Source organism: Rahnella sp. JUb53, from assembly GCF_004346065.1.
GTDB classification, from domain to species: Bacteria; Pseudomonadota; Gammaproteobacteria; order Enterobacterales; family Enterobacteriaceae; genus Rahnella; species Rahnella variigena.
This window is the reverse complement of the sequence record NZ_SLYT01000005.1, coordinates 197,242-216,402: the sequence shown is the minus strand read 5'-3', so window position 1 is coordinate 216,402 and position 19,161 is coordinate 197,242. Positions and strand designations below refer to the sequence as shown.

The 19,161-nt window shown below is 53.3% G+C and carries 17 protein-coding genes and 1 riboswitch; of the genes, 6 read left to right on the top strand and 11 right to left on the bottom strand.

Going from position 1 to position 19,161, the window contains the following annotated elements; translation table 11 throughout:
* Window positions 1–138 precede the first annotated feature (138 nt).
* Both EC840_RS14100 and EC840_RS14095 read left to right on the top strand, forming a co-directional pair.
* On the top strand, window positions 139–726 hold the full coding sequence (locus EC840_RS14100) for an NAD(P)H-dependent oxidoreductase (protein WP_129639271.1): 588 nt from the start codon (window positions 139–141) through the stop codon (window positions 724–726).
* A gap of 31 nt (window positions 727–757) precedes the next feature.
* Window positions 758–1,063, top strand: a complete 306-nt coding sequence (locus EC840_RS14095) for a putative quinol monooxygenase (protein ID WP_112286709.1) — start codon at window positions 758–760, stop codon at window positions 1,061–1,063.
* 87 nt (window positions 1,064–1,150) lie between these two features.
* On the opposite strand, the gene parE is transcribed toward EC840_RS14095, so the two are convergent.
* The 5 genes from parE to nudF form a co-directional block, all read right to left on the bottom strand.
* A complete protein-coding gene (gene parE, locus EC840_RS14090) occupies window positions 1,151–3,046 on the bottom strand; it encodes a DNA topoisomerase IV subunit B (protein WP_112286710.1) in 1,896 nt (631 codons plus the stop codon).
* Window positions 3,047–3,161: 115 nt separating this feature from the next.
* Window positions 3,162–3,743 (bottom strand): esterase YqiA, encoded by a 582-nt coding sequence (gene yqiA, locus EC840_RS14085; protein ID WP_132965787.1) that lies wholly within the window; start codon window positions 3,741–3,743, stop codon window positions 3,162–3,164.
* Window positions 3,740–4,570 (bottom strand): 3',5'-cyclic-AMP phosphodiesterase, encoded by an 831-nt coding sequence (gene cpdA / locus EC840_RS14080; protein ID WP_113877379.1) that lies wholly within the window; start codon window positions 4,568–4,570, stop codon window positions 3,740–3,742. The genes yqiA and cpdA overlap by 4 nt, the downstream gene beginning before the upstream one ends.
* A gap of 27 nt (window positions 4,571–4,597) precedes the next feature.
* Window positions 4,598–5,023, bottom strand: a complete 426-nt coding sequence (locus EC840_RS14075) for a DUF1249 family protein (RefSeq protein ID WP_095923552.1) — start codon at window positions 5,021–5,023, stop codon at window positions 4,598–4,600.
* Entirely contained in the window at window positions 5,023–5,655 is a 633-nt protein-coding gene (gene nudF / locus EC840_RS14070) for an ADP-ribose diphosphatase (RefSeq protein ID WP_112286713.1), read from the bottom strand. The genes EC840_RS14075 and nudF overlap by 1 nt, the downstream gene beginning before the upstream one ends.
* 224 nt (window positions 5,656–5,879) lie before the next feature.
* Between nudF and tolC the strand changes: the two genes are divergently transcribed.
* From tolC to EC840_RS14055, 3 genes are all read left to right on the top strand, one after another.
* Window positions 5,880–7,379 (top strand): outer membrane channel protein TolC, encoded by a 1,500-nt coding sequence (tolC, locus tag EC840_RS14065; protein WP_276320306.1) that lies wholly within the window; start codon window positions 5,880–5,882, stop codon window positions 7,377–7,379.
* 188 nt (window positions 7,380–7,567) lie between these two features.
* Window positions 7,568–8,239 (top strand): DUF1190 family protein, encoded by a 672-nt coding sequence (locus tag EC840_RS14060; RefSeq protein ID WP_132965785.1) that lies wholly within the window; start codon window positions 7,568–7,570, stop codon window positions 8,237–8,239.
* Window positions 8,240–8,248: 9 nt separating this feature from the next.
* Window positions 8,249–9,409 (top strand): glutathionylspermidine synthase family protein, encoded by a 1,161-nt coding sequence (locus EC840_RS14055; RefSeq protein WP_132965783.1) that lies wholly within the window; start codon window positions 8,249–8,251, stop codon window positions 9,407–9,409.
* A gap of 52 nt (window positions 9,410–9,461) precedes the next feature.
* Here EC840_RS14055 and ygiD read toward each other — a convergent pair whose 3' ends face one another.
* Together ygiD and ribB are read right to left on the bottom strand one after the other, a co-directional pair.
* Window positions 9,462–10,250, bottom strand: a complete 789-nt coding sequence (ygiD, locus tag EC840_RS14050) for a 4,5-DOPA dioxygenase extradiol (RefSeq protein ID WP_112286717.1) — start codon at window positions 10,248–10,250, stop codon at window positions 9,462–9,464.
* Window positions 10,251–10,488: 238 nt separating this feature from the next.
* Entirely contained in the window at window positions 10,489–11,142 is a 654-nt protein-coding gene (gene ribB / locus EC840_RS14040; protein WP_113877376.1) for a 3,4-dihydroxy-2-butanone-4-phosphate synthase, read from the bottom strand.
* 134 nt (window positions 11,143–11,276) lie between these two features.
* Window positions 11,277–11,452, bottom strand: a riboswitch (FMN riboswitch).
* 132 nt (window positions 11,453–11,584) lie between these two features.
* On the opposite strand from ribB, the gene EC840_RS14035 reads away from it, so the two are divergent.
* Entirely contained in the window at window positions 11,585–11,857 is a 273-nt protein-coding gene (locus EC840_RS14035; RefSeq protein ID WP_112286719.1) for an accessory factor UbiK family protein, read from the top strand.
* A gap of 79 nt (window positions 11,858–11,936) precedes the next feature.
* Here the strand turns inward: EC840_RS14035 and yjeH are convergent, their stop codons facing one another.
* The 4 genes from yjeH to EC840_RS14015 form a co-directional block, all read right to left on the bottom strand.
* Window positions 11,937–13,187 (bottom strand): L-methionine/branched-chain amino acid transporter, encoded by a 1,251-nt coding sequence (yjeH, locus tag EC840_RS14030; protein ID WP_113877375.1) that lies wholly within the window; start codon window positions 13,185–13,187, stop codon window positions 11,937–11,939.
* A gap of 113 nt (window positions 13,188–13,300) precedes the next feature.
* The gene (gene hldE, locus EC840_RS14025) at window positions 13,301–14,728 is read right to left on the bottom strand and encodes a bifunctional D-glycero-beta-D-manno-heptose-7-phosphate kinase/D-glycero-beta-D-manno-heptose 1-phosphate adenylyltransferase HldE (protein ID WP_132965780.1); all 1,428 of its coding nucleotides are present in this window, start codon (window positions 14,726–14,728) and stop codon (window positions 13,301–13,303) included.
* A gap of 87 nt (window positions 14,729–14,815) precedes the next feature.
* Window positions 14,816–17,653: a bifunctional [glutamate--ammonia ligase]-adenylyl-L-tyrosine phosphorylase/[glutamate--ammonia-ligase] adenylyltransferase gene (gene glnE / locus EC840_RS14020; RefSeq protein WP_132965778.1), complete on the bottom strand. Its 2,838-nt coding sequence runs from the start codon at window positions 17,651–17,653 to the stop codon at window positions 14,816–14,818.
* A gap of 57 nt (window positions 17,654–17,710) precedes the next feature.
* A complete protein-coding gene (locus EC840_RS14015; protein WP_129639276.1) occupies window positions 17,711–19,018 on the bottom strand; it encodes an inorganic triphosphatase in 1,308 nt (435 codons plus the stop codon).
* Between the last annotated feature and the right edge of the window lie 143 nt (window positions 19,019–19,161).

Here is a 19,161-nt window from a genome sequence, read left to right as displayed (position 1 = left end):
TCAATTGCCGTGCTGTTTCTTCCATTATTGCATCTGAGTCAATAGTCTTGTGCGCGATATCACATTTTTCTGCGGGACAGAGTTAAGTACACTACGTGATAACAGCCTGACCACCAGAATTCTATTTAAGGGAACTCCATGAGCAATATCCTGATTATCAATGCCGGCAAAACATTTGCCCATTCCAAAGGCGCACTGAACAACAGCCTGACTGAAGTCGCAACCAGCTTCCTGCGTGATAAAGGCCACGACGTGCGTGTGACCGTGCTGGAAGACGGTTATGACGTGCAAACCGAAATCGAAAGCTATCTGTGGGCAGATGCCATTATTTATCAGCAGCCGGGCTGGTGGATGGGGATGCCATGGACGCTGAAAAAATACATCGATGAAGTGTTCACTGAAGGCCACGGCAAACTGTACGCCAGCGATGGACGTACCCGTTCTGATGAATCGAAAAAATACGGTTCCGGTGGCCTGCTGCATGGCAAGTGCTACATGCTGTCCGTGACCTGGAACGCACCTCTGGAAGCGTTCGAAGATAAAGAACAGTTCTTCCACGGCGTTGGCGTTGACGGCGTTTATCTGGCACAACACAAGGCCAACCAGTTTGTCGGCCTCGATACGCTGCCGACCTTTATGTGTAACGACGTGATTAAACAGCCTGATGTAGAAGGTGATTTTGCGCGCTACCGTGCTCACCTTGAAAATGTATTCGGTCAGGCTTAAGGTTTAAGGTCACCCGGGAAAGAGGTTTTTTATGATCACTGTTATTGCTGAAATCAAAGTAAAACCAGGCCGTCGCGATTCGGTTATGGAAAAAATCATCGCCCTGCTGCCGGACGTTCAGGCTGAAAAAGGCTGCCACCGTTACGAGCCTTACGTTGATTTCAACGGGCAGATCCCGTGGCGTAAAACCGTACCTGATTCCATCTTTATGCTGGAAGACTGGGAAAGCCTGGCGCATCTCGAAGCGCATCAGCAGGCTGAACATATGGACAAGCACCGCGAAAACATCAAAGCCGACGTGCTGGATGTGGTGATCCATATTATTGAGAAAGCGTAGTCGTAAGACCAGCGCAGTTCAGAAAACAAAAATGCCGGAGCTGTGAAGCGTCCGGCATTTTTTATGGGTGCAGCGAAATGAAAAGGATCAGACGTCCAGTTCGGCAGTGTCGCCTTTTTCCTGCAACCAGTTACGGCGATCTTCTGAACGCTTCTTGGCCAGCAACATATCCATCATGCGCAGCGTCTGATCGATATCCTCTTCATCGATTGTCAGCTGTACCAGGCGACGGGTATTCGGATCCAGCGTGGTTTCGCGCAGCTGAAGCGGGTTCATTTCACCCAGACCTTTAAAGCGCTGTACGTTCGGTTTGCCTTTCTTGCGTTTCAGCTGATCCAGCACGCCTTCTTTTTCCTGCTCATCCAGCGCGTAGAACACTTCTTTGCCCAGATCGATACGGTATAAAGGCGGCATCGCCACATACACATGACCGCCGCGCACCAGGGACCGGAAGTGACGGACAAACAATGCGCACAGCAGCGTGGCGATATGTAAGCCGTCGGAGTCTGCATCCGCAAGGATACAGATTTTGCCGTAACGCAGCTGGGTCAGATCTTCGCTGTCCGGATCGATACCGATCGCCACGGAAATGTCATGCACTTCCTGCGAAGCCAGCACTTCATCAGAAGAGACTTCCCACGTGTTTAAGATCTTACCTTTGAGCGGCATGATCGCCTGATATTCACGATCACGTGCCTGTTTGGCAGAACCGCCCGCGGAATCCCCTTCCACCAGGAAAAGTTCGGTCATGTTCAAATCCTGCGACGTACAGTCTGCCAGTTTGCCCGGCAGTGCAGGGCCGCTGGTCAGTTTCTTACGCACGACTTTTTTCGCTGCGCGCAGACGACGCTGAGCGCTGGAAATGCACAGTTCAGCCAGCTGTTCTGCCGCCTGAACGTTCTGGTTCAGCCACAGACTGAACGCATCTTTCACCACGCCGGAAACAAACGCTGCACACTGGCGCGAAGACAGACGTTCTTTGGTTTGACCGGCGAATTGCGGATCCTGCATTTTCACTGACAGCACATAGGCGCAGCGTTCCCAGATATCTTCAGCAGACAGTTTCACGCCGCGCGGCAGGATATTGCGGAACTCGCAGAACTCACGCATGGCGTCGAGCAGCCCCTGACGCAGACCGTTGACGTGCGTACCGCCCTGCATGGTCGGGATCAGGTTGACATAGCTTTCAGTCAGCAGTTCGCCGCCTTCCGGCAGCCACAACAGCGCCCAGTCTACGGCTTCAGTATCACCGGCAAAATTACCGACAAAGGCTTTTTCAGGCAGAGTGATCAGGCCGTTGACGGCTTCCATCAGGTAGTCAGTCAGACCGTCTTCATAACACCAGCGTTGCTCGGTGTTATTCACTTTGTCTTTGAACAGAATTTCTACGCCAGGACACAGTACGGCTTTGGCTTTCAGCAAATGGCTGAGGCGGCTGACCGAAAAACGCGGGCTGTCGAAGAAGCTGCCATCTGGCCAGAAATGTACGCTGGTTCCGGTATTGCGTTTACCGCAGGTGCCCGTCACGTGCAAATCCTGCACTTTATCGCCGTTTTCAAACGCCATTTCATACACTTCGCCGCCGCGTTTTACCGCCACTTCGACGCGTTTAGACAAGGCGTTGACCACCGAGATCCCTACGCCGTGCAGGCCGCCGGAAAACTGGTAGTTTTTATTCGAGAATTTACCGCCTGCGTGCAGACGGCAGAAAATCAGTTCAACTGCCGGGACGCCTTCTTCTGCGTGGATATCCACGGGCATACCACGGCCATCATCGATGACTTCCAGAGACTGGTCTTCGTGAAGGATCACTTCGATGCGTTTCGCGTGACCGGCTAATGCCTCATCCACGCTGTTATCAATAACTTCCTGGCCGAGATGGTTTGGCCGGGTGGTATCGGTATACATGCCCGGACGGCGGCGCACCGGTTCGAGTCCGCTGAGGACCTCTATGGAATCCGCGTTATAAGTTGATTGGCTCATCGTTGATTATTCGTGGCTCATAGGTTTGTGGGCTAACGATACAGTATTTGGGCGGGTATCAGCACTGGCAGCAAGCAGACGCGATTAATCCGGGGATAAAATCACCCTGACGATGTTAGTCTGCGGCCAGCTCAAGGAAATCTACAATCGGCGAAAAATAACGCTCAAAGCCGACAAATGCATGATTTCCTTCGGGTTCGACCGTCTGGCGACAGGTGGTGTAATACGTCACAGCCTGACGGTAATCGAGAATTTCATCGCCCGTTTGCTGCAGCAACCAGAGTAAATCCGGTGACTCCAGCGGTTCGACCTGCATCACTTTCAGATCGTAAACGTGGCGTGACTCTAACACATATTGTTGTCCGGTGTAGGGGTTCTCGTTTTGCCCGAGGAAGTCGATCAGCAGCTCATACGGCTTCACCGCAGGGTTCACCACCACCGCAGGCACGGCAAAACATTGCGACAACCAGGTCGCGTAATACCCGCCCAGCGACGAGCCGACAATCCCCAGTTTTTTACCCGCATTGCTGATCACCAGACTCTCAAGTTGTTCGGCCGCATCGGCCGGATAAGGCGGTAACTGCGGGACAACCATATCAATATGGGGATGATTGACCGCCAGCCAGTTTTTCAACGCCGTCGCTTTCGCCGAGTTGGGAGAACTGTTGAATCCGTGCAGGTAAAGTAAGGTGTTCATTCGTAGCCGTCCGACTCCGTGTCAGGATGAAACTCGCTGGTTTCCAGACGGAAGACTTCAGTCTCCACGCGGCCATCCGGATACAAATCGAGATAGCGCCAGCCCGGCGCAACAGTATCAATCGTGAAATTCGTGCAATGCGGTTTGAACTGTACGCAGGTTGACGGCGTCGCGTAAAGACGACGGCCATACCAGTCGAGATCCAGCTCCTGATGAATATGTCCGCACAAAAGCGTATTCACTTTCGGGTAATTCACCAGCGTGTTCGCCAGCATATGCGCATTGCGCAGGCTGTGCTGATCCAGCCACGTACAGCCGGAAGGCAGCGGATGATGATGGAGCATCAGCAATGTAAAACGATCCGGATAAGCATCCAGGCAGCGCACCAGCCATTCCAGCTGATATTCGCTCAGCTCGCCGTGAGGCACGCCGAAGACCTGTGTATCGAGCAGGACAATCTGCCAGTGTTCACCGAGGAGAACATGCTTGGAAGGGCTAATACCCGCATCCTGCAAGGCATTGACCATCGCCGGCTGGAAATCATGGTTGCCGGGCAGCCAGACGCAAGGCGCCGTCAGTTCACAGATGCCGCGCGCAAACTGATGGTAGGCTTCCACGGACTGATCCTGCGCCAGGTCACCGGTTGCCGCGATAATATCGACGTCGCGCTGCTGGGCTTTGATAGCGTCCAGCACTGCGCGATAGCTGTTAAACGTATTCACGCCTAACAACGTTTCATCTTCACCGGCAAAGAGATGGGTATCAGTAATTTGTAGAATCCTGACTTTGGCCCCATTCACCAAAGGCAGTGTAAACAGGCTTTCCAAATCGTTTCCTTTGTTGTTGAAGTCTGTCTAACAAACCGGAATTGCCATCGCTCCATGCGCAAGGCAATAACGCAACCAGTCCGCCAGGAACTGGTTAATTTGATGCTTTTCATCACGCTGATGCAACTTTTTATTCGGGTAATCATAGCGTGCTTTGAAACGAAAGATCTGCTGACTTGCACACACTTCAGCCACCATCGCATCGTGATACAGGCGAACAGTGAGCGAAGGCAGACTCCAGTAACTGACAGCCGGCGCCGTCTGTTTGATTTCCACCAGCGAGGTATAACGCGTTGATTCGAGGATCGTCAGGCAATACGTCGCGCTACTCACCTGATATGTCACGGTTTCACCAGGCTCATCGGTGCGTGGCATTAAACGGCGCAATTGTGCAAAATTGGTTTCGCACAATCTCATCATTTCAGGGAAATCAGGGGTATAGCGCTTAATCATTAGTTGGCCCACTCTTTTCTCAGGGATTCATGGTGCAGCTGCAGCCATTGCAGGGCAATCACTGACGCTGCATTGTCTATCGCTCCTTCTTCCACCCAGCGGTAAGCCTGTTCGCGGCTGACCACATGTACCCGGATGTCTTCATTCTCTGCTTCCAGACCGTGAATTCCTTCTGCCGTCGTGGCATCGACTTCACCGACCATAATGGAAAGACGCTCGCTGGTTCCGCCCGGACTTGCCAGGTAATTCAGAGCCGGTTTGCAACGCTTCACCACAATGTTCGCTTCCTCGAGTGCTTCGCGGCGGGCGACATCTTCGACTGTCTCGCCCTCTTCAATGATACCGGCGACCATCTCCAGAAGCCAAGGGGTATCACTTGAATCCAGTGCGGGGATACGGATCTGCTCAATCAGCACAACTTCATCCCGTTGCGGATCATAAGGTAATAGTACGGCGGCATGTCCGCGCTCGAAAACTTCGCGCACAACTTCCCCGCTCATTTCCCCATTAAACAGCCGATGGCGAAACCGATATGCAATAATAGAAAAAAAACCTTTATATCGCGTCTCACGTGCAATAATTTCTACATCATCTTTACCGAAAGTAACCGGTGACCGTTTAAATGAAGACATGGAATGTTTCCTTAATGCCTCTTAAAGGTAATTTATCGCCCTTTGAGGTCAATTTGATGAAAATGCGTTAATAATAATCAAGGTTGTTTGTGATAGATTTAGGCTCATTCAGTCGGGAAGGCACGTTAAGCCAACCGCCCCGCTAGCCTGACTCTGCTAGAATCCGCGTCTATTGATAATTTGACTGCGCCACCATACATAACAACATTGCTGCACAACAAGGAATGCAAATGAAGAAACTGCTCCCCCTTCTCATCGGACTCAGCCTGGGCGGCTTCAGTACGATAAGCCAGGCCGAAAACCTGATGCAGGTCTATCAGCAAGCCAGGACAAGTAACCCGGACCTGCGCAAATCTGCTGCTGACCGGGATGCTGCATTCGAAAAAATCAACGAAAGCCGCAGTCCTTTATTACCGCAACTCGGATTGGGTGCGGATTATGGATATACCAATGGCTACCGTGATGCCAATGGCGTTAACAGCGATGTTGGCAGCGCCAGCCTGCAATTAACGCAGACCATTTTTGATATGTCAAAATGGCGCGCCCTGACTTTGCAGGAAAAAACTGCCGGTATTCAGGATGTGTCATATCAGACTGATCAGCAATCATTGATCCTGAATTCCGCAACGGCTTATTTCAACGTTTTGAGTGCGATCGATTCACTCTCTTATACCGAAGCGCAGAAACAGGCAATTTACCGTCAGCTGGATCAAACCACTCAGCGTTTTAACGTGGGTCTGGTTGCGATTACCGATGTGCAGAATGCCCGTTCACAATACGACACCGTATTGGCTAACGAAGTGACTGCCCGTAATAACCTGGATAACGCACTGGAATCCCTGCGTCAGGTGACCGGTATGTATTATCCGCAACTGTCTTCCCTGAATGTCGACAACTTCAACACTACGCGTCCGCAACCGGTCGCGACGCTGTTGAAAGAAGCAGAAAGCCGCAACCTGAGCTTGCTGTCTGCGCGTCTGTCACAGGATCTGGCACGTGAGCAAATCCGTTATGCGGAAACCGGCCACATGCCAACGGTGGATCTGACTGCCTCTACCGGCATCAGCAACACCAAGTATCACGGCGACAAAACCGGTGGTTCTTCAAGCTACCAGGATGCCGATGCGGGCCAGAACAAAATTGGTCTGAGCTTCTCCCTGCCACTGTACAGCGGCGGTTCTGTGACCTCACAGGTCAAACAAGCTCAGTACAACTTCGTTGGCGCCAGCGAACAACTGGAAAGCGCGCACCGCAGCGTTGTTCAGACCGTTCGCTCTTCCTTCAACAACATCTCTGCCTCAATCAGCAGCATCAACGCGTATAAACAAGCCGTTGTTTCTGCTCAGAGTTCTTTAGATGCGATGGAAGCCGGTTATCAGGTGGGTACACGTACCATCGTTGATGTGCTGGATGCGACCACCACCTTGTATAACGCTAAACAACAGCTTTCCAGCGCACGTTACACGTACCTGATCAACCAGCTGAACATCAAGTCAGCGCTGGGTACACTGAACGAAAGCGACCTGCTGGCACTGAACGGTGCTCTGGGTAAACCGGTTCCGACAGCGCCTGATCAGGTTGCGCCTGAAACGCCAGACCAGGATGCAGCGGCAGACGGTTACGGTAACAAAACTGCAGCAGCACCTGCACCACGCGCTCAGCAAGCCAGTGCAACGACCTCTGCTAACACCACCAGGAAAAGCGGCAATCCTTTCCAGAACTGATCCTGAAAAGTCCCTCCGCATTTTCCCTAAGGCAGCCTGAAAAGGCTGCTTTTTTTTTTGCCTGTATCACGCCGCTCTGTAAAGTCTCGTAACAATTGCCTGTCGCTGCTTTAACATTAACCAACTTTCCCCTATTCTTAGGCCCTACTGGGAAAGGGCGAAAAAGCCCTACACATGGGATAAGAACGATGAAACGGACACAACAAGTCAACTTAGCTACCTTCCGTAAATCATGGCGTAGCTCTCGAATCACTCCTGTCGCTCTGGCAGTCAGTGCGGTCTTTATGCTGGCCGGCTGCGAGAAAACCGACGAAAATGTTTCTCTGTATCAGAATGCGGACGACTGCTCGAAAGCCAATCCGTCTGGCAGCGCGCAATGTGTCGCCGCTTATGATGCTGCTAAACAGGAAGCCGCTAAAACCGCGCCAAAATATGCCAGCCGTGAAGACTGTATCGCTGAATTTGGCGAAGGCCAGTGTACTCAGGCTCCGGCTCAGGCGGGCGTGGCCACGGCTGAAAACCAGAGCAGCGGCGGCAGCATGTGGATGCCACTGATGGCGGGCTACATGATGGGACGCATGATGGGCGGCGGCGGCTACGCGCAACAGCCTCTGTTCAGCTCAAAAAATCCGGCCAGCCCGGCGAACGGCAAATTCGTCGATGCGACCGGTAAAAACTACGGTCCTGCCACTGCGGGCGGACGTACCATGAACGTACCGAAAACGGCGATGGCACCAAAACCTGCCGTCACCAACACCATCACCCGTGGCGGTTTCGGCGACAGCGTAGCCAAACAAACCTCGATGCAGCGCAGCTCTACCGCAGCGACACGCAGCCCTGGCCGCAGCATGGGTGGCTAAGAGAATCAGATGAAACGTTTAGCCATTAATGAGCGTCCGGACTGGAGCGAAAAAGCCACGGAGTTTGGCTTCAATTTTCACACCATGTATGGCGAGCCGTACTGGTGTGAAGATGCGTATTACCAGTTCACACTGGCGCAGATTGAAGAGATCGAAGACGCCACCGCCGACATTCACCAGATGTGCCTGAAAGTGGTTGAGCGCGTGGTGAACGACGACAAACTGATGGCGAAATTCCAGATCCCAAAGCACGTCTGGGACTTTGTCCGCAGTTCATGGCGCACGCAACAACCTTCGCTGTATTCACGTCTGGATCTGGCCTACGACGGTGTCAATCCGCCTAAACTGTTGGAAAATAACGCCGACACGCCGACATCTTTGTACGAAGCGGCCTTCTTCCAGTGGCTGTGGCTGGAAGATCAAATCGCGGCTGGCAACCTGACTCAGGATGCTGACCAGTACAACAGTTTGCAGGAAAAGCTGATCGAGCGTTTTGCTGAGCTGAAAAATCAGCACGGTTTTTCGCTGCTGCACATCGCCTGCTGCCAGGACACTGAAGAAGATCGCGGTACGGTGCAATATTTGCAGGACTGCGCGCTGGAAGCTGAACTGGCCAGTGAATTCCTGTTCATCGAGGAAATCGGTCTGGGCGAACGCGGACAATTCACTGACACGCAGGATCAGGTGATTTCTAACCTGTTCAAGCTATATCCGTGGGAATTCATGTTCCGCGAAGTGTTTGCCACCAAACTGGAAGACGCGGGTGTCCGCTGGCTGGAACCGGCCTGGAAAGCGATTCTGTCGAATAAAGCCCTGCTTCCGTTGCTGTGGGAAATGTTCCCGGATCACCCGAATCTGTTACCGGCTTATTTCGCCGAAGACCCGCATCCGGAGCTGGATCACTACGTTGTGAAACCGCTGTTTTCACGCGAAGGCGCTAACATCAAAGTGATCGAAAAAGGTCAGGAAGTGGCGAGCGTTGAAGGCCCATATGGCGCTGAAGGCATGATTGTGCAGCAGTTCCATCCGTTGCCGGTGTTTGAAGGCAGTTACACGCTGATCGGCAGCTGGCTGGTCAACGATCAGCCTTGTGGGATCGGCATCCGTGAAGATAAAGCGCTGATCACGCAGGATCTGTCACGTTTTTATCCGCATACCATTGTCGGATAAAAAAACTAAAAAAGGATAATGAGATTTTTCATTATCCTTTTTATTTACCGGATTACCCAACCTGAACGGAAAGCATAGAAAGCGATCCCATCACGATCCCGTCCGTTGGCTGTGTGATCGGTTCTGTACCATCCCACGCGCCTAAAACATATAACAATGGCAGATAGTGATCCGGAGACGGATTCGATAACGCGCCGCCCTCATGTTCCATAAACTTCACCAGAGGATGATCTTTAGCCTCACCCTTCCAGTTCAGGTTATCTTTCACATATTTCTCAAACGCAATCGCCCACGGATACGGCTCGCCGTTACCATCCCATTTCACCATGCGCAGGTTGTGCACCACGTTTCCGCTGGCGACAATCATCACCCCTTCGTCACGCAGAACAGCCAGTTTCTTGCCTAACTCATAGTGATATTCCGGCGGTTGCGTTCCGTCGATACTCAGCTGAATAACCGGAATATCGGCATCCGGATACATCTTGATCAGCACGCCCCAGGTCCCGTGGTCAAAACCCCACTCGCTGGTGTCGGCCATCACATTCACCGGGCTGAGCAATTCCTGAACCCGTTTCGCCAGAGCCGGTGAACCCGGTGCCGGATAACGTTTATCAAACAACGCCTGCGGGAACCCGCCAAAGTCATGAATAGTGCGCGGATTCTCCATCGCCGTTACCGCCGTGCCGCGGGTGAACCAGTGAGCAGAAACTGCCAGAATCGCTTTTGGCCGTGGTAATGATTCGCCCAGCGCATGCCAGGCACGGGTATAAGTGTTATCTTCCAGCACGTTCATCGGGCTGCCGTGGCCTAAGAAAAGTGCGGGCATACGTTGAGTTGTCATCATAAATTCCTTACCGCAAATAAAAGTGAGCGGGCTGTTAAGCAACCTCCGCAAGATGTGATTACGGTACTCTTTTTGATTGCGGGTTACAGCCGGATAACCGTGAAGGAGATGTTCAATAAATTTGATGAGACAAATCAAAAGAAGATGATGAAAAATCGCGCTAAAGACAAATTGCAGGATTCAAAAGCAAAAGGCCGCATAAGCGGCCTTTTTGTTACGCACGATCGGTGTTGATTCAGCTTGCCTGACGGGTCTGCGCCTGACGATAAGCCACCAGATCGGCGATGGTCACGACCGGCATATTATGCTGACGGGCAAAGACAATCACTTCAGGCGCGTGCGCCATGGTGCCATCGTCATTGGTCAATTCACACAACACGCCGAAAGGCTTCAGGCCTGCCAGTGTCGCCAGATCGATAGACGCTTCGGTGTGACCGCCACGGGTCAGCACGCCACCGGCCTGCGCCCGCAGCGGGAAGATATGCCCCGGGCGGTTAAGGTCAGAAGGTTTTGCGCCGTCTTTGATTGCCGCACGGATAGTGGTGATGCGGTCAGCCGCAGAAACACCGGTAGTCACGCCTTCAACCGCTTCGATAGTCACGGTAAACGGCGTCTGGAACGGGCTGGAGTTGTTCTCAACCATCATTGGCAAATCCAGCTTTTTACGGCTGTCTTCATTCATGGTGAGGCACACAATTCCGCTGCCGTGACGAATGGTCAGCGCCATTTGCTCAACGGTCATGTTTTCAGCGGCAAAAATTAAATCGCCTTCGTTTTCACGATCTTCGTCATCCAGTACTAACACACCAACGCCGTTACGCATGGCGTCAAGAGCACGCTCAACACGTTCAGTTGATGTACCGAATTCGGAAAGTAGGGTCTGATTCATGGTAAAAATAACCTCATGTTCTGTATGTGGATTACCAGAATCAGGGCGTCTTGAGGAGGCTAGCTGAAGCAGCCGTATGGCGTGCTACAGTTATAAAAAATAACGCAGCGGGCAATACTGTGCCCGGCTTGAATCGTTACTCTCTCCCATCCGGACTTTAACCGTCGGCCCCGGAATTACACCGGATCTGCTGACCTCTAACCCCGAAGGATTGAGCGCTCGCGGGCTTCCACATGGAAGGGATTATGATCCTTCCGATATTCCGTGGTTTACCGCCGGTGGGGACTTTCACCCCGCCCTGAGAATAAGCAAAACAACTATAGCGCCAATAAATGTACAGGGCAATCCTGCGGATTGGCCAATTAGTGCCCCTGAAGGTTTATAGAAACGGCGTCAGCGATTACACTAAGGAAAAGCACCTCCTTCGAGAAAAGGAATAATCATGATTGACCCGAAAAAAATTGAACAAATTGCCCGCCAGGTTCACGAATCTATGCCTAAAGGGATCCGTGAGTTTGGTGAAGATGCCGAAAAGAAAATCCGCCAGGTATTACAGGCGCAGTTCAGCCGTATGGATTTAGTCAATCGCGAAGAGTTTGACGTGCAGACGCAAGTTTTACTGCGCACCCGCGAAAAGCTGGCCGTACTGGAACAACGTCTCGCAGCGCTGGAAGGCAAACAAGCTGAAGCGGAAAAACCGCAAGATCCGGCCTGATTTGCACGAGTTACGCGGATTGCTGAAGTAGAAACAGAAAAGGCCTGCTAAGCAGGCCTTTTTGCTGTGTACGTACGGCTTATTGTGTATTGAGTACCGTTTTAGCGCGGGGCAATAACAGCGAAAGCGCAGCAAATACCACCACGGCATACAATGCTTTCCAGCCGACCATCGCCAGTAATCCGCAGCACAACACGGCACCCAGCATCGCCATCCATTTTGAACGCCCTTTCAAAAGTCGCGTCCCCGCCAGCATACAGAGCAGGTATATCAGGATGAAAATCCCGTTCGCATAAGTGATCAGCGCGCCCAATGGCAGATGCAGCCAGTAAATCAGCAGGGTAAACAGCATACAACTGCCGACCACCAGATTGAGCGCCGCGACCGGCACCTGCTGAGAAGAAAGCTGCGCCAGCTTACTTTGCGGCTTGAGCTGAGCCTGCGACCACACCAGCCGGGCAAAGCTTTGGGTATAAATATTCACGCTGGCAAAACACGCCAGATAGCCAATGATGCAGGCCACCCACAGCGCTTTTTGCCCGAACAGTTGCACGACGATGCCGGGGAGAGAAGCCCCCGCTTCCCGCCCTTCTCCCCAGGCATGGAATTTCAGCACAGCGACCGTACAACCCCAGTACACGGCGCCCGCCACCAGCATGCCAATCAGCAGCGCACGCGGAAAATCCCGTTCCGGATTGCGGAACTCTGTCGCCAGATGGGCAAACGCTTCAAGCCCGACAAAGCACCAGAACATTACTGCCAGTGCATCGAACAGGTTTGCGGGTGAAACATCACGTATCGCAGGCAATGGGATTTCAGGCAGGGAAATTCCCCCTTTCCACCAGATAGCAATCACCAGCGCGATGACCAGCAAAGCGATCAGCGTCTGGATATTGGCGCTCGAACCGGCACTGCGTGTACCGAGAAACCAGATAACCAGCAACGTACCGAGCTGAACCAGCAGAAGATTTTCGCTGCTCCAGCCGAATGCCGCCTGCCAGAATCCGGCCGCGATATGCAGCGCGGCGGGTAAGCCGACCGGGATCACGGACAGGAATAACCAGCCGGTGACTCGCGCCATGTGGGGGCCAAAAGCTTTGCCGACAAAATGCGCCGCCCCGCCTGCGCTGGGGAAATGGCGTCCGAGTGCGGCAAAACCGATGGCAATAGGAAACACCAGCAGGATAAGCACCGGCCACGCCCACAGGCTGTCATTTTGCGCCAGTTGCGCCGCCAGCGCGGGCACCGCGAAAACACCCGTTCCCAGCAGCGACGTAGATAACAGCCCGACGCCCTGTGCCAGGCTTAACTCCTGTTTTAATCCGCTCACAACGTTAATCCGCCCACAGCAAAGTCACTTCCGTTTAGTGTTATTGACGACATCATCAAAAAGAAAAAGGGCTTATCAGATAAGCCCTTTCATGCAAATAAACGATGTGGAAATCAGTCCTGAGCTTTAATCTGATTGATGATTTTGGTAGTGGACAAACCATCTTCAAAATTCAGCACACGCACTTCACCGCCATTCGCCCAGACTTCCTGACAACCGGCGATTTGCTCAGGCTTATAGTCACCGCCTTTCACCAGCAGATCAGGCAAGATCCCGGCGATCAAACGCTGCGGCGTGTCTTCATCAAAAGAAACCACCCAGTCGACCGCACCCAGCGCGCCCAGCACGATCATGCGGTTTTGCAGCGCATTCACCGGACGGGTTTCGCCTTTCAGACGCTTGGTCGAGGCATCGCTGTTAACGGCAACAATCAGACGGTCGCCGAGTTTGCGGGCATTCGCTAAATAGGAGACATGTCCCGCGTGGAGGATGTCAAAGATGCCATTGGTCATTACGACTTTTTCGCCGCGCTGACGGGCCATCGCCACAGCCGCTTTCAGTTGCTCTTCATTCATCACGCCAAAGCCGACGTCTGAACGCCCGCCGATAGCATTTTCCAGCTCAACCGGAGAAACCGTAGACGTACCCAGTTTACCGACCACAACACCGGCGGCGGCGTTGGCCAGGAAGCAGGACTCTTCCAGAGTATTCCCGGCGGCAAGCGCCGCGGCAAGCGTACCGATCACCGTGTCACCGGCACCGGTCACGTCATACACTTCCTGCGCCTGCGTTGGCATATGGAAAGGCGCTTTGCCTGGCTGCAACAGCGTCATACCGTGTTCAGAACGGGTCACCAGCAACGCAGAAAGCTCGAAATCAGCAATCAGTTGCATACCGCGCGTGACGATTTCATCTTCGTTTTTGCAACGACCGACAACGGCTTCGAATTCGGACAGATTTGGCGTCAGCAATGTCGCACCGCGATAACGTTCGAAATCAGAACCTTTAGGATCCACCAGCACCGGCACACCGGCTTTTCTCGCCAGCTGGATCATTTTCTGCACTTCCGTCAGCGCGCCTTTGGCGTAGTCAGATAGCACCAGCGCGCCACTTTGCGGCAAGGCTTGTTCGATTTTGGTCAGCATCGGCTGGAGATCCACGCCTTCAAAACCTTCTTCAAAGTCGAGGCGGATCAGCTGCTGGTTACGGGACAAAATACGCAATTTGGTGATGGTCGGATGCGAGGGCAACGCCACGAAATCGCAGTTTACTTTCACTTCCGCCAGACGTTCGCTTAGCGCACGTGCCGCGTCATCCACGCCGGTCAGGCCGATCAGACGCGAAGAAGCACCGAGAGACGAAATGTTCATCGCCACGTTTGCCGCGCCGCCTGGACGTTCCTCGATAGTATTCACCTTCACGACCGGTACCGGCGCTTCCGGAGAAATACGGTTGGTCGGGCCATACCAGTAGCGGTCTAACATTACGTCACCGACCACCAGCACAACGGCACGGTGGAAATCAGGCAAAGTCACTTTCATCCCAAGACTCCAAAACAGATAAATCAAATCGGGTAAACACAATGCGCCGGATAATATCACAAGCGCCTGTTACCCGAATAAAAACCCTCAGCCCAGCCACTTCGCCCAGCTGGCGCGGATTTGTGCGCGTTCTGCCGCAAAGCTGTCTGCGGCCACTTTTCCGCTATGTTCCTGTAAAGCGAGGTGATGAATTTCGTCGCGCAGCGTGACATAAGCCTGCGTCAGATTTCGTGCCTCGTCTTCCGGCATGATGTCGTGTTGCGCCATCAGCTCAAAAATTCTCACATTATCGGACCAGCGGGTCAGCTTTGGCTCGTCATGAGCAAAGCGTAAGACCAGATATTGTGCAATGAATTCAATATCGGTGATGCCACCCGGATCGGCTTTCAGATCAAACTGGTCAGCCTTTTTACTGCCGAGATGGGCATACATTTTCTCGCGCATCTCGCGCACTTCTTTGCGCAACCCGTCGTCGTCACGCTGGCGACATAAAATATCGCGGCGCGTGGCGTTAAATTGCTGCGTCAGTTGCGGATCGCCGTAAACCACGCGAGCGCGCACCAGCGCCTGATGTTCCCACGTCCAGGCTTCATTGGCCTGATAATCGGCAAACGCTTCGATGGTACTGACCAGCATACCGGACGCGCCGGAAGGCCGCAGACGCGCATCAACTTCATAAAGAATGCCCGACGATGTGCGCGTGCTGAATAAATGCATAATGCGTTGCGCCAGCCGCAGATAAAACTGACGGCCGTCGATGACGCGCTCGCCGTCGGTCATGACTTCCGGCGCGCAATCGAGCAGGAAGACCAGATCCAGATCGGAACTGTAACCCAGCTCCCAGCCGCCGAGTTTTCCGTAACCAATCACGGCAAAACCACGGCCTTCACGGTGCTGAAGATGCGTCGGCTGACCGTATTTCGCGACCATCTGTTCCCACGCCTGCTGCACCACCACGTCGAGGATAGCTTCGGCAAGATAGGTTAAATGGTCGCTGACTTTCATCACCAGCAGCGCCCCGGAAATATCTCCGGCGGCGATACGCAGGTGCTGCGCCTGCTTGAACTGCCGCACGGCTTCAAGCTGCTGCTCTTCGTCTTCTGTCGGCACGCGCATCAGATACTGACGCAGCTCATCGCGATAGGCGGTCAGTTCAATCGGCTGATACAACGTGCGCGGATCGAGCAGTTCATCGAGCAATAAAGGATGGCGGGCCAGCTGCGTCGCGACCATCGGTGACGCGGCACACAGGCGGATTAACTGTTTGAGCGCACCGGGATATTCCACCAGCAGCTCGATATAAGTGGTCCGCGTGACGATGTTGAGCAGCAGTTGCATCAGGCGCTGAAGTGTCACATCGGCATTTTTATAGGTACACACCTGCGCCAGCAGACGCGGCATCAGTAAATCGAGTTGCTCACGTCCGCGCGGTCCGATAGTGCGCTTATCGACATCACGACGAAACTCGGCAATCTGCTGCAAAACATGACGCTGCGCGTTTTCATCGAGCAGTGGAACCAGAGGCGCCAGTTCGGCAGGCTCCAGCAAATCAATCCACAAACTGCTGAATTGCGCCTGTTGCTGATCGTCTTCAGAGTCAGGCGTGTCATCGCCAATCAAATCATTAAACACCGCACGCACGGCCTGCATGTGAGCATTCACTGCATCCAGAAGTTGTGGCCAGTCGGCATAATCCATGCCCCAGGCCAGACGCGCCTGATTCAGTTCATCGGAAGGCAAAGTCTGCGTCTGTTCGTCCGCTATAGCCTGCAACAGATTTTCCAGGCGACGCAGGAACAGATAACTGCTGCGCAGTTGCAACACCTGCTCGACCGGCAGGATGCTCAGATTTTCCAGCGCCTGCAACGTCGGCAGCAATGCACGCTGCTGCAATGCCGGTTCACGCCCGCCGCGGATAAGCTGGAAGACCTGCACGATAAATTCAATTTCGCGGATGCCGCCTGCGCCGAGTTTAATGTTGTCTTTCAACCCCCGGCGACGGACTTCACGGGCGATCATCCCTTTCATATTACGTAATGACTGGATCACGCTGAAATCGATGTAACGGCGGAACACAAAAGGCATCAACATTTTGCGCAGTTCCTGACTGCTGATATCTTCCGCGCCGCCCATCAGCCGCGCCTTCACCATCGCGTAACGTTCCCAGTCGCGCCCCTGTTCCTGATAATAATCTTCCAGCGCCGGGAAACTCATCACCAGCGGACCGCTGTCACCAAACGGACGCAGACGCATATCGACACGGTAAACAAAACCGTCGATGGTCGGCTGATCCAGCGCTTTGATCAGCCGCTGTCCAAGGCGGGTAAAGAACTGGGCATTATCCAGTTCGCGTCGCCCGCCGCGGGTCTGACCGTTTTCCGGATAAGCAAAAATCAGGTCGATATCCGAAGAGAAATTCAGCTCCCCGCCGCCGAGTTTACCCATCCCGAGGATCAGCATTCTTTGCGGTTCGCCAGCAGCATTGACCGGCGTACCAAACTCCCGACAGCAAGCGTCGTAAAGCCAGTCGCGGGCACTGACGATCAGCAGTTCAGCCAGTTCACTCAGCTGATGAAGCGTGTCTTTTGCTTCGCTGGTTTGTGCCGATTGCGACCAGGCGATACGGGTGAGAATACGGCGACGGAACAAACGCAGCGCTTTCATTAGCCCGTTTTCATCCGTCACACCGGTCAGTGCTTCTTCAAGCCACGGGCGATAAAGCTGCCATTCCTGGGACTGAGGCGGGGTTTCATTGATTTCATGCCACCACTGGCCAAACGCCAGCAAACTGTCCGCGACGAATTCACTGCTGGTTAATACGGCCAGCTGTTGATCATCGGGAAGCGGGAGGTTTTCAGGATGTTCACGCCAGCGCTCAAGCAGACTCTGAGCATGACTTTGCAAAACAGAAGAGAGTGGCAACATGAAATCAGATTCCTTGCAAAAAAAAGCCCGGGCTATTGGCCCAGGCTTATCAGTCAATTAACGAGGTTGTCCGTTTAACCAGAATGCATCCATCATTACCGCATGAGAACGGGCGGAATCCTCCCAGGCGTGTTGCTGCTGCACGATGGCCTGTTGCAGATCGGCCCAGCCCGCAATGTACGCGGCAACGTCTTTTTCAGGATAAGCACCGCCCAGCAAATGGAAGGTGATAATCTGACGTTTCAGACGCGCCAGCTGGTCGCGGTAGCCTTCTTCGGTCAGCGGCTGTGCAAACGCCTCTTTCAGATCAGCAGCGGTACGACCCAGCATGATGTCGGCGAAGCGTTTGAAAGAACCTTCCAGTTTTTTCGCCGATTTGTCATCAATGAAAGGCGTCCAGCCTGAGGTTGCCAGCCAGGAAGTAAGCACTAACTTGCATTTCAGGTAGCTGGCGCTGTAACAAATTTCCTGTGCATCGGCAGATTTCTGTTCCAGCACTGGCACCAGATCGGTCAGCAGAGTACGCAGTTCAGACGAGGCTTTACGCGGCACCAGCCCGCCAAACAACACCAGCACCTGACGCACAGTTTCCACGGCCTGTAACACGGTCAGACGCGCAGTTTTATCGCCACGCACCCACAGCTCTTCATGATATTGCCAGTGATCCAATGCCAGCTCGAACATAGCGGACATTGCCTGTTCCACGGTCGCTTTCGGCTGGGCTTTAAAAACCGGCAACGGTTTGATTTCACGCGCCGGATTGCCTTTCGCCAGATGATAACCCCGAGCGGCTTTGCTGAATCCGCCCTGACGTAAACCGCCATGCGCGCCAATCTCAGTGGCCAGAGCCAGCAGATCGGCGGTGTTGCCTTTTTTCAATTCCAGCTCAATTTCTGCCAGTGCTTCAGAAAGCTCACCGGCCACCACTTCACCCTGATCCAGACCCAGCTCAATCTCGCTTTCGCCGTAAGTGATCACCCACTTCTCACGGGTGAAATCCGTACGGAACAGCGGTGCCAGTTCTTTTTGCAGCGCGGCAGGTTTGCAGCCTTCCGGCCAGATATCTTTCGGGAACGCGCTGAGTTTCAGCACCGGTTTTTTCAGCTCGACATTGTATTCAGGGCGCTGATGCAGGCCGCCCACCACTTTCCCGCCGGTTTTAATGGTCATTTCGTACTGATCGTCGAAACCACGGATACGCAGGCCAATATCGTGCGAACGTAAATAGTTTTCCGCAGTCTCAAAATAGATGTTGGTCAGTTTCGAAGGCGCGGTGTGCTCGCTGTTAAATCCAGCGAGTTGCGAAGGTAATTCGGCGATTGCTGCCGGGGTGGCGATAAATTTTAATTCTATTTCTACGGTCATAGGAGTCTTCACACCGATTCTTTGCTGCCAAAAGGGATAAACGCGTCGCTGCAATTCTATCATAAGCACAGCGCGCAAGCCGCATGTTGCGGGATTGTAAGATAGTTCTCATTCCGGTTTATACATTGCGTCGTCACACTGTT

Coding starts and splice junctions, on each gene's coding strand:
- EC840_RS14100 (WP_129639271.1), top strand. CDS start 139: ATGAGCAATATCCTGATTATCAATGCCGGCAAAACATTTGCCCATTCC.
- EC840_RS14095 (WP_112286709.1), top strand. CDS start 758: ATGATCACTGTTATTGCTGAAATCAAAGTAAAACCAGGCCGTCGCGAT.
- parE (WP_112286710.1), bottom strand. CDS start 3,046: ATGAGCCAATCAACTTATAACGCGGATTCCATAGAGGTCCTCAGCGGA.
- yqiA (WP_132965787.1), bottom strand. CDS start 3,743: ATGAACACCTTACTTTACCTGCACGGATTCAACAGTTCTCCCAACTCG.
- EC840_RS14075 (WP_095923552.1), bottom strand. CDS start 5,023: ATGATTAAGCGCTATACCCCTGATTTCCCTGAAATGATGAGATTGTGC.
- nudF (WP_112286713.1), bottom strand. CDS start 5,655: ATGTCTTCATTTAAACGGTCACCGGTTACTTTCGGTAAAGATGATGTA.
- tolC (WP_276320306.1), top strand. CDS start 5,880: ATGCAAATGAAGAAACTGCTCCCCCTTCTCATCGGACTCAGCCTGGGC.
- EC840_RS14060 (WP_132965785.1), top strand. CDS start 7,568: ATGAAACGGACACAACAAGTCAACTTAGCTACCTTCCGTAAATCATGG.
- EC840_RS14055 (WP_132965783.1), top strand. CDS start 8,249: ATGAAACGTTTAGCCATTAATGAGCGTCCGGACTGGAGCGAAAAAGCC.
- ygiD (WP_112286717.1), bottom strand. CDS start 10,250: ATGACAACTCAACGTATGCCCGCACTTTTCTTAGGCCACGGCAGCCCG.
- ribB (WP_113877376.1), bottom strand. CDS start 11,142: ATGAATCAGACCCTACTTTCCGAATTCGGTACATCAACTGAACGTGTT.
- EC840_RS14035 (WP_112286719.1), top strand. CDS start 11,585: ATGATTGACCCGAAAAAAATTGAACAAATTGCCCGCCAGGTTCACGAA.
- hldE (WP_132965780.1), bottom strand. CDS start 14,728: ATGAAAGTGACTTTGCCTGATTTCCACCGTGCCGTTGTGCTGGTGGTC.
- glnE (WP_132965778.1), bottom strand. CDS start 17,653: ATGTTGCCACTCTCTTCTGTTTTGCAAAGTCATGCTCAGAGTCTGCTT.
- EC840_RS14015 (WP_129639276.1), bottom strand. CDS start 19,018: ATGACCGTAGAAATAGAATTAAAATTTATCGCCACCCCGGCAGCAATC.